The organism is Candidatus Eisenbacteria bacterium (assembly GCA_035577985.1).
Classification (GTDB): domain Bacteria; phylum Desulfobacterota; class Binatia; order DP-6; family DP-6; genus DATJZY01.
Map to the genome: position 1 here is coordinate 1 of DATJZY010000141.1, position 9,144 is coordinate 9,144.

Annotated in this window: 10 protein-coding genes; 1 reads left to right on the forward strand and 9 read right to left on the reverse strand. The window is 71.1% G+C overall.

The features are described from left to right. Positions 1-123: 123 nt before the first annotated feature. From VMS22_20305 to VMS22_20345, 9 genes are read right to left on the reverse strand one after another with little or no spacing between them, the layout of a single operon-like run. A complete protein-coding gene (locus VMS22_20305) occupies positions 124-984 on the reverse strand; it encodes a cytochrome c oxidase assembly protein (protein HXJ36385.1) in 861 nt (286 codons plus the stop codon). After that, positions 965-2,419 carry a cytochrome b N-terminal domain-containing protein gene (locus VMS22_20310; protein HXJ36386.1) on the reverse strand — a complete coding sequence of 485 codons (1,455 nt, stop codon included), beginning with the start codon at positions 2,417-2,419 and terminating at the stop codon, positions 965-967. Before VMS22_20310 ends, VMS22_20305 begins: the two co-directional genes overlap by 20 nt. Continuing rightward, entirely contained in the window at positions 2,416-2,928 is a 513-nt protein-coding gene (locus VMS22_20315) for a Rieske 2Fe-2S domain-containing protein (GenBank protein HXJ36387.1), read from the reverse strand. Before VMS22_20315 ends, VMS22_20310 begins: the two co-directional genes overlap by 4 nt. Next, positions 2,921-3,643, reverse strand: coding sequence for a c-type cytochrome (locus VMS22_20320; protein HXJ36388.1), 723 nt, complete (start codon positions 3,641-3,643; stop codon positions 2,921-2,923). The genes VMS22_20315 and VMS22_20320 overlap by 8 nt, the downstream gene beginning before the upstream one ends. Next, entirely contained in the window at positions 3,640-4,446 is an 807-nt protein-coding gene (locus VMS22_20325) for a hypothetical protein (protein HXJ36389.1), read from the reverse strand. Before VMS22_20325 ends, VMS22_20320 begins: the two co-directional genes overlap by 4 nt. Continuing rightward, positions 4,446-5,036, reverse strand: a complete 591-nt coding sequence (locus VMS22_20330) for a heme-copper oxidase subunit III (GenBank protein HXJ36390.1) — start codon at positions 5,034-5,036, stop codon at positions 4,446-4,448. Before VMS22_20330 ends, VMS22_20325 begins: the two co-directional genes overlap by 1 nt. Further along, entirely contained in the window at positions 5,033-6,682 is a 1,650-nt protein-coding gene (gene ctaD / locus VMS22_20335) for a cytochrome c oxidase subunit I (protein HXJ36391.1), read from the reverse strand. The genes VMS22_20330 and ctaD overlap by 4 nt, the downstream gene beginning before the upstream one ends. 45 nt (positions 6,683-6,727) lie before the next feature. Then, positions 6,728-7,753 carry a cytochrome c oxidase subunit II gene (gene coxB, locus VMS22_20340; GenBank protein ID HXJ36392.1) on the reverse strand — a complete coding sequence of 342 codons (1,026 nt, stop codon included), beginning with the start codon at positions 7,751-7,753 and terminating at the stop codon, positions 6,728-6,730. After that, complete coding sequence (locus VMS22_20345) at positions 7,750-7,968, reverse strand: hypothetical protein (GenBank protein HXJ36393.1); 219 nt, start codon at positions 7,966-7,968, stop codon at positions 7,750-7,752. The genes coxB and VMS22_20345 overlap by 4 nt, the downstream gene beginning before the upstream one ends. 148 nt (positions 7,969-8,116) lie before the next feature. Between VMS22_20345 and gnd the strand changes: the two genes are divergently transcribed. Beyond that, complete coding sequence (gnd, locus tag VMS22_20350) at positions 8,117-9,136, forward strand: decarboxylating 6-phosphogluconate dehydrogenase (GenBank protein ID HXJ36394.1); 1,020 nt, start codon at positions 8,117-8,119, stop codon at positions 9,134-9,136. The last annotated feature ends 8 nt before the right edge of the window (positions 9,137-9,144 follow it).

Consider the following 9,144-nt stretch of genomic DNA (forward strand, 5'->3'; position numbering starts at 1 on the left):
GTGCCGGCTCACGGTCCTCGCGCATCCCCCGCACCCGCCCCGCAACCCACCGCGCTGCGGAGATCGCCGGCACCCCGCTCCCGTCCGCCGCGCCGACTTCGCGGCACGCAGGGTCGCACCGCGCTACGAGATCGTGGAGGCGGCGATGGCGCGGCGCGAGCTGATGGTTGGGGGAGAGAGAAGGCGGTACGTTATCGTGGCGGCGGGGACCAGGTAGGCGATCGACATCGGGACCCACATGAGGAGGCCGGCGGTCACCTGGTCGCGGAGGGCATCGGGAGTGGTGCCGTAGGTCGAGTAGAGGATCCGGTCGGAGAAGATGAGGATGGCGGCGAGGGCGGTGTTCTGGAGGTCGGCCACGAGGAGGTAGGGAACCATCGTCCAGCGCGGCCAGTGCGGGCGCGTGGGCCACGGAGCGACGACGGGCGACCAGAAGAGGAGGCCGGCCGCGAGGAACGTCGCGTGCTCGGCGACGTGCCAGGCGCGACTCCGCAGCGCGAGCTCGAAGGCGGCGGGGACGTGCCAGCACCAGACCGCGAGCGAGAACGCGACGAGGCACACGAGCGGGTGCCCGACGACGTCGCCGAGGCGCGCGGCGACGAGGCCGGCGCGCGCCCGCGCGCGGCCGGCGGGGAGTGAGTGCAGGATCGGCGCGATGGGCGCGCCCGCCAGCAGCAGCGGTGGGACGATCACCAGCAGCACGAGGTGCTGCGCCATGTGGACGGCGAGCGAGCGGTCGGCGAACGTGTCGAGCGGCGAGGCCAGCGCGACGAAGAGGGCGCCGAGCCCGGAGACGAAGGCGACGAGGCGCCACGCTGGGGCGCGGCCGGCTCGCCCGGCCCGCAGGCGGCGCCAGCCGCGCGCGTAGACGAGCGCGGCCAGCGCGAGCGCGAGGACGAGCCCGGGCTCGATCGTCCACGCGCTGGCGATCGCCCGCGCATCGAGCGGCGGTGCCGCCTCGGTCCTAGGGATTGGTGCGTGCACTGGCGTCGCGCGCCGGCACTTGGCCGGCCGGGTGGAGCGTCGCGAGGAAGGCCACGAGCGCGGTCACCTCCGGCGGGCTCAGGTTCTTGCCATAGGCTGGCATCTCTCCGCCGCCCTGGAGGACCTGGCGGATCAGTTGGTCGTGCGTGAGGCGCGTCGCGACGTCGTCGAGCGCGGGACCGCGCAGGCCGCCCTCGCCGCCGAGACTGTGGCAATTGCGGCATTGCTTCTCCTGGACGAGGAGCGCGCCCTGCAGCTCGAGCGGCGAGCGCCTCTGCAGGTACGCGGCCGGCGTCGGCAGCGAGCTCCACGCGTCCATCACCGGCGACCACGGCGCGAACGTGCCGAGGTACGTGAGCGTCCCGATCGTGAGCAGCGCCATTGCCACGACGAGGACGGCGAACGGCCGCCGGCGCCAGCTCTTCTCCCCGGTGCCGGACACGTACGGCAGGGCGAGGAGGATCGCGATCCCCACTACCGGCGCGGTCAGGAGGAGCGGCGTCTCGAGGTTCGCGGGCAGCAGGGCCAGCGCCGCGTAGATCCACAGGAAGAAGAAGTCGGGCGCGGGCTCGGTCGCGATGATGGTCGGATCGGGCTGGCCACCGGGGCCGATCGGTCCGAAGATCGCCGCGCACGCCACGAGCAGGAGGATGACGAAGCCGCCGAAGACGAGGTCGCGCTTGGCCGCGTCCGGGAAGAACGGCACGCCGTCGGCCGCGACCAGCGCTTCGTACTCGGCGCGATACGTGTCGCGACGGACGAGCCGTCCGGGCATCGGCCACTCGTTGATGCCGAGGCGCAGCACCATGAGCAGGTGCACTCCCACGAGCGCGATCAGGAGCCCCGGCACGACGAACACGTGCAGCGTGAAGAAGCGCGACAGCGTCGCGCCGGCGATGATCGGGCCGCCGAGCAGCAGGTGCACGAGGTACGGCCCCAGGACCGGCACGCGCCCCATGATCGCCGCGCCGATCCCGAGCCCCCAGTACGCGTCCTGGTCGAAGCGCATGATCTGGCCGGTGAACGCCATCCCGAGCGTCACGAGCAGCAGGAAGACGCCCACCGTCCAGGTGAGCTCGCGCGGGTACTTGTACGCGCCGAACAGGAAGACCTGGATCATGTGCACGACGACCAGCGCGACCATGAAGTTCGATCCCCAGCCGTGCAGGGCGCGCAGGAACCATCCGAGCGGAACGTCGTAGTCGAGCGCCTGGAGGCTCGCCCACGCGTCGTTCGCCGACGGCGCGTAGATCGTGGCGAGCCCGATCCCCGTCACCACCTGCAGCACGAACGCGACCAGCGTCGCGCTGCCGAACACGTACCACCAGCTCGCCGTGTTGCGCGGCACGCGGTGCCCCGCCGTCTCGGCGAGGAAGGACACGAGCCCCGTGCGCGTGTCGATCCAGTCGGCGATCGCCCGAAGCCGCGTCTTCATACCGGTTGCGAGAGGGTCGGGAGCTCTCCGCCGCGCACCCAGAGCTGCCCGCCCTCGATCTTGTACGTGTACTCGTAGAGCCCGCGCGGCGGCGGGCCCGAAGCGCGCGTTCCGTCCTCGTAGTACACGCCGCCGTGGCAGGGACACATGAAGAGGCCGGACTCGGGGAACCACCGCACCGGACAGCCGAGGTGCGCGCAGTTGATGGCGAACACCTGGAACGTGTCGCCCGCGATCCGGCGGACCCAGCACGGCACGTTCGCGGTCTCGCCGTCCCATGCCTGCACGAAGGGATTGCGGTAGGTCGCGAGCCGGGTCTGACGCTCCGGGAAGTCCGCCAGCGGCCCGAGCGGGATCCACGCCTGCTCGGCGATCCGCCGCGCGGGCGCGAAGAGATAGCCGACGATGGGGATCGCGAAGAGGGTCGCCGCGACCGCGTTCAGCGCCAGGCCCAGCGCGACCAGGAAGCCACGCCGCGACACCGGTGCGAGGGGAGGGGTCTCAGCCATCGGTGCGCTCCTGCGTCGGATACGGCTGGCCCGGCGTCTTCGCCCGCTTCTGGACGAGCCATGCCACCACGTCGGCGATCTCCTGCGGGCTCATCGGGGTCTTCGTCCGATCACCGCGCCAATCGGGCATACCGAGCGCCGGCCGGCCGACCAGGATCGTCGTGCGCAGGCCCTGGTCGCTGACCAGCGCCAGGTACGAGCCGTCGACGATCGAGCCGCCGTGCTCGCCGCCCGCGCCGGCGGGCCCGTGGCACGCGGCGCAGCGTGCGGCGTAGGCGATCGCGCCCCGGACCGCATCGCCCGCCGGCGCCGCGTACGGCGGCGGCGAGGTGCCCTCGAGCGCGCCGGGGCGACCCCAGCGGCTTCGCATCTCGCGCACGATCACGTCGACCTGCTCGTCGGTGAGCGATCCGCCGGCCCGTCGCGCGAAGCCGGGCATGGCGGTTCCCGGCACGCCGCCGGCGGTCACGCGCCGCAACGTCGCGTCGTCCGCGAGCGCCAGGTACACCGGATCGGCGAGCGCGACCGCCGCGCCCGGGCGTCGCTCGTCGCCGTGGCAGCCGGCGCAGCTCTCGCCGTAGAGGGTCGCGAAGTCCATCACCTTCGACGGCCGGACCGGCCGGTCCGCGCGTTGCGGGCGTCCCGGCATCTGGTCGCAACCGGCGCCGAACGCAAGCACCGCGCAGAGGCTGAGCAGCGCGCGCGCGCGCCTCATCGGTCGTCCTGCGTCTCGATGCCGCTGCGCACGGCGAGCGGCGCGTGCTGGAAGGTCGCGATGCGCGACGAGCGCGCGACCACGAGGCCGGCGACGAGACCGAAGGCGATCTGCGTCGCGACGAACCATCCCCACTCGATGCGCGCGTTGAGGGCGGGATTGACGACGTCGAGCGCCGCCGCGATGAGCCCCGTCCACATGAGTGGCGCGACGAGCCCGCCCCAGAAGGCCGGGTGCCACGGGAACATGGGCAACAGGGCGCCGTAGAGGAGGCCCACCAGGACGGAGAGCACGGCGTGGATCGCGAACGCGAGCAGGAGCGCCTGGGCGTCGAACTGCGAGAGCGCCGCCTCGGGCGCGTTCGTCATGGCCGACGAGCCGGCGGCGGCGAGGAGGTTGATCGTGTACCAGGGGCTGCGGTGCGCGAGGAGCCCGTGCACGACGGCGAGCGCGGCCATCGCGATGCCCCCGGCGATGCCCCCCTTGATCCCCGCCGAGTAGGGATAGACTTCGACCGGCAGTCGCGCGCGATGCCGCGCCGTCCCGGCCGCGAGACGCTGCACGGCGTGTGGCGACGGGGCGATCGCCGCCGCCGGCTCGAGCGCCACCTCTTCCTCGTGCTCGCGCGGAAGGACCTCGCGGAACCAGCCGACGGCGCCGACGACGAAGGCGACGACGCCGACGACGCTGACGATCGCGCTGGTCACCAGGCCGGCGAGGAGCAGCGTCACACCGAAGGCCGTCACCAGCGGCGCCGCGGTCGGTGCGGGAGCGTGGATCGAGCCGGGTCCGCCGCTCGCCATCAGCGCGCTCCCACGTAGACGACGAGGAACACGACCAGCCACACGGCGTCGACGAAGTGCCAGTAGAGCGACAGCGTATCGGCACGCTCGGCGTGAGCGCGCGTCACGTGCCCGCCGAGGGCGAGGATCAGCACGATCGTCAGGAGCACGAGCCCGACGATCACGTGCGCGGCGTGCAGGCCGACCAGCGAGTAGAAGGTGGTGCCGAAGAGGTTCGTGCGGATCGTGAGGCCGTCCTGGTAGATGAGGCGATGCCACTCCGCGCCGGTTCCCGCGAGGAAGGCCGCGCCCAGGAGGATCGTCACCAGCCACCAGAGCGTGAACGACTGGACGGCGCCGCCGCGGAGCGCGCGCACGGCGACGTGGATCGTCAGGCTGCTCGACCACAGGAGGATCGAGACCACGACCGGCAGGTCGAGCACCTCCTTGGGCGTCGGACCCGAGAGGCTCTTGCCCACGTAGAAGACGTACGCGGCGACGAAGATCGCGAACACGGCCGACTCGGCGAGGATGAGCCCGCCGATGCCCACCCGGCCGCGAGCGGGCAGCGTCCACGCCGGCGTCCCGGCGATCGCGCTCGGCGCGCTCACTCGTACCTCCAGTCGGGATCGTCGGGGTGCTTGAGATCCCAGAGCGGCCGCCGGCTGCGCACGACGGGGAGCGTCTCGAAGTTGTAGGGCGGCGGCGGCGAGCTCGTCGACCACTCGAGCGTCCAGGCGTCCCACGGATCGGCACCGGCGGGCGCGCCGCGCACGAGCGAGCGGACGACGTTCCACAGGAAGAAGACGATCGCCGCCGCCTGGAACACGACGCCCGCGCTCGCGAGCTGGTTCCAGAGCTCGAACCCGCGTCCGGGCTGGTAGGTGTAGATCCGCCGCGGCATCCCGATCATGCCCGCGAAGTGCAGCGGCGCGAAGGTCAGGTTGAAGCCGACGACGAAGAGCCAGAAGTGCCAGCGCCCGAGCGTCTCGTCGAGCCGCCGTCCCGTCGCCTTCGGGAACCAGTAGTAGATCGCGCCGAAGATCGTGAAGAGGAGGCCGCCGATGAGGACGTAGTGGAAGTGCGCGACGACGAAGTACGAGTCGGAGAGCTGCCAGTCGAACGGCGCGACCGAGAGCATGATCCCGGTCAGGCCCGCGCACAGGAACTGGAAGAGGAACCCGATGCAGAACAGCATCGGCGTCGCGAAGCGGATCTTGCCGCCCCAGATGGTGGCGAGCCAGTTGAACACCTTGATGCCCGTCGGCACCCCGACGATCATGGTCGAGACGGCGAAGAACGTGTTGCCCGCCGGGGTCATGCCGACCGTGAACATGTGGTGCGCCCATACGCCCAGGCTGATGAAGCCGATCGACACCGACGCCGCGACCATGAACGGGTAGCCGAAGATCACCTTGCGGGAGAAGACCGGGATGATCTCGGAGGCGAACGCGAAGCCCGGCAGGATCAGCACGTAGACCTCCGGGTGGCCGAAGATCCAGAAGAAGTGCTGCCAGAGGACGGCCGAGCCGCCCGCCTGCGTGTCGAAGAAGTGCGCGCCGAGGAAGCGGTCGAGGGTCAGCATGATCTGCGCCGCGGTGAGCGGCGAGATCACGATGAGGATCATGCAGGCGACTACGAAATTCAGCCAGACGAAGAGCGGCATCTTCCCGAGCGTCATGCCGGGGCAGCGCAGGCAGAGCGTGGTCGCGAGCAGGTTCACGGCCGTGCCGATCGAGCCGATGCCCGAGACGAGGAGGCTGAGCGTCCAGTAGTCGGTGCTGTTGCCGCGCGAGAAGGCGCGCGCCGTGAGGGGCGCGTACGCGAACCAGCCGACGTCGGGCGCCGTGCCACCGCCGTACAGGCCCTCGGCGCCGAGGAAGCTGAAGTAGAGCAGGCAGGCGCCGAAGAGCGACATCCAGAAGGAGAAGGCGTTCAGGCGCGGGAACGCCATGTCGCGCGCCCCGACCATGAGCGGCACGAGGTAGTTCGCGAAGCCGAGCAGGATCGGCATGCCGACGAAGAACACCATCGTCGTGCCGTGCAGGGTCATCATGCGATTGAAGACCTGCGGCGAGACGAAGTGGTTGTTCGGCAGCGCGAGCTGGATGCGCATGATCGCCGCCTCGGATCCGGCGACGAGGAAGAAGACGAGCCCGGACGCGATGTACATGAGCCCGAGGCGCTTGTGGTCGACCGTCACCACCCAGTCGTGGAGGATCGCCAGGACCGACGGCCGGTCGGCGTCCCGGTGCACGGCGGCGATGGTGGGATCGAGTACGGCCACGGTCGACCTCGGGGGCTAGCGGAGCGTCACCAGATAGGCGACGAGCTGGTCCAGCTCCGTCGCGCCGAGCTGCATCGCCGGCATGAGGGCGCCGGGCTTCACGTGGTCGGGGTTCGCGATCCAGTCGCGCAGCGCCTCGGGCGTCATGGGGGCGGCGCCGGCGACCAGCGTGTCGCGGCTCATCAAGTGCGTGAGGTCGGGCCCGAAGCGCCCGGTCGCGACGGTACCGCGCACCGTGTGGCAGTTGATGCAGGCGGTCGTCTCGAACACGTGACGGCCGGCCGCCCCCGATGCGTCGGCGACCGCGGGCTCGCGCTGCCGCGCGACCCAGGCGTCGAACTCGGCACGCGGATGCACGTAGACCCGCAGCAGCATGTGGGCGTGCTGCGTCCCGCAGTACTCGGCGCACTGGCCGAGGAAGAGCCCCGTCTCGCGCGGCTCGATCCACATGGTGTTGCGGCGGTTCGGGATGACGTCGGTCTTGCCCGCGAGCCGCGGCACCCAGAAGCTGTGCGCCACGTCCGCGGATTCTAGCGCGAGGAACGTGGGAGTACGGTTGGCGGGGTCGCTCACGGGCACGTGCAGCTCGTTCGCCGTCACGATGCCGAGGGCAGGGTAGCGGATCTCCCACCACCACTGGTGCCCGACCACGGTGACGTCGACCGCGCCGGGAGGCCTGGTCGCGCCCTGGACGTCGTACACGGTGCGCGCGGTGACCAGGCACAGCACGACCACGATGAGGATCGGGATCACCGTCCACGCGAGCTCGATCTGCTCGCTCCCGTACACCTGTGGCGGCTCGCTGCCGTCGTCGTCCGGCGGCTGACGGAAGCGCACGACGCCGTAGGTGAGGAGGCTGCCCACGACCACGAAGATGCCGGCCGTGATCGCCAGCACCAGCATGGCGGCCGTGACGACGGCGTCGGCGGGGGCGGAGACGGGCGCGAAGATGCTCGAGGTGCGCGTCGTGTCGTCGCCCGCGATGGCGACCGCGGCGGCACCAATGATCGCGAGCAGCGCGGCTGCGCCGGCTCCCCTCATCGGGGCGTCGTGCCTCCCCGGCCCCCGCGCACGTAGTACAGGAACCCGACGGCAAGGACGGCGATGACGGCCGCGACGAACCACACGATGAACGAGCGATCGCCGGACTCCGATACCGCGGACTGGATCCAGTAGCTCGCAAAGGTCAGACCCAAGATCAGCAGGGTCGCTACGATCAGCGTGCCGTTGCCCTGCTGCTGGTCGTCGGGCGGCATACGCAGCAGCCTCTCGCCCAGAGAGCCCGTCCGTGTCAATCCACCGCGACACGCACCGTCTTGTCGCCGGCGCGGTCGTGGTGCTAGCGGAGGCGGCAGGGCGACGGCGCCGCGGACGGCGCCGCCGTCGCCGGGAAAGGACACGCAGATGCAACTCGGAATGATCGGTCTCGGCCGCATGGGCGCCAACATGGTGCGGCGGCTGCTGAAGGACGGCCACGAGTGCGTGGTGTTCGATCGCTCGACGAAGGCGGTCGGCGACCTCGCGAAGGAGCGCGCGATCGGCGCGGCGTCACTCGCCGAGCTCGCGAAGAAGCTCGCGAAGCCGCGCGCCGTGTGGCTCATGGTGCCGGCGGCCGTCGTCGACGAGACGATCGCCGACCTCGTGCCGCACCTCGAAGCGGGAGACATCCTCATCGACGGCGGCAACTCCTACTACGTCGACGACCTCCGGCGCGCCAAGGAGCTCGCGCCGAAGCAGATCCACTACGTCGACGTGGGGACGAGCGGCGGCGTGTGGGGGCTCGAGCGCGGCTACTGCATGATGATCGGCGGCCCGGCGGCCGCCGTGCAGCGGCTCGATCCCATCTTCAAGACGCTCGCGCCCGGGGTGGGCGACATCCCGCGCACACCCGGACGCGAGAAGCTCGGCGGCACGGCGGAGGAGGGCTACCTCCACTGTGGGCCGAACGGGGCGGGGCACTTCGTGAAGATGGTGCACAACGGCATCGAGTACGGCGTCATGGCGGCCTATGCAGAGGGGCTCGGGGTCCTGCGCGACGCCAACGTCGGCAAGCAGCAGCACGCGATCGACGCCGAGACGACGCCACTGCGCGATCCCGAGCACTATCAGTACGATCTCAATCTGCGGGACGTTGCCGAGGTGTGGCGGCGCGGCAGCGTGATCGCGTCGTGGCTGCTCGACCTGACGGCGGCCGCCCTGGTGAAGGACCCGGCCCTCGCGGGCTTCGCCGGCCAGGTGTCGGACTCGGGCGAAGGACGGTGGACGATCAAGGCCGCCATCGACGAAGCCGTCCCCGTGCCCGTCCTCTCGACTGCGCTCTACCAGCGCTTCAGCTCGCGCGGCGAGGCGGACTTCCAGGACAAGCTCCTCTCCGCCATGCGCTTCGAGTTCGGCGGCCATCTCGAGAAGGGGCCGGCGAAATGACCCGATCC

Bases quoted from the DNA above. Each gene is read 5' to 3' on its own strand.
- VMS22_20320 (HXJ36388.1), bottom strand. From the start codon at position 3,643: ATGAGGCGCGCGCGCGCGCTGCTCAGCCTCTGCGCGGTGCTTGCGTTC.
- VMS22_20315 (HXJ36387.1), bottom strand. From the start codon at position 2,928: ATGGCTGAGACCCCTCCCCTCGCACCGGTGTCGCGGCGTGGCTTCCTG.
- gnd (HXJ36394.1), top strand. From the start codon at position 8,117: ATGCAACTCGGAATGATCGGTCTCGGCCGCATGGGCGCCAACATGGTG.
- VMS22_20310 (HXJ36386.1), bottom strand. From the start codon at position 2,419: ATGAAGACGCGGCTTCGGGCGATCGCCGACTGGATCGACACGCGCACG.
- coxB (HXJ36392.1), bottom strand. From the start codon at position 7,753: ATGAGGGGAGCCGGCGCAGCCGCGCTGCTCGCGATCATTGGTGCCGCC.
- VMS22_20345 (HXJ36393.1), bottom strand. From the start codon at position 7,968: ATGCCGCCCGACGACCAGCAGCAGGGCAACGGCACGCTGATCGTAGCG.
- VMS22_20325 (HXJ36389.1), bottom strand. From the start codon at position 4,446: ATGGCGAGCGGCGGACCCGGCTCGATCCACGCTCCCGCACCGACCGCG.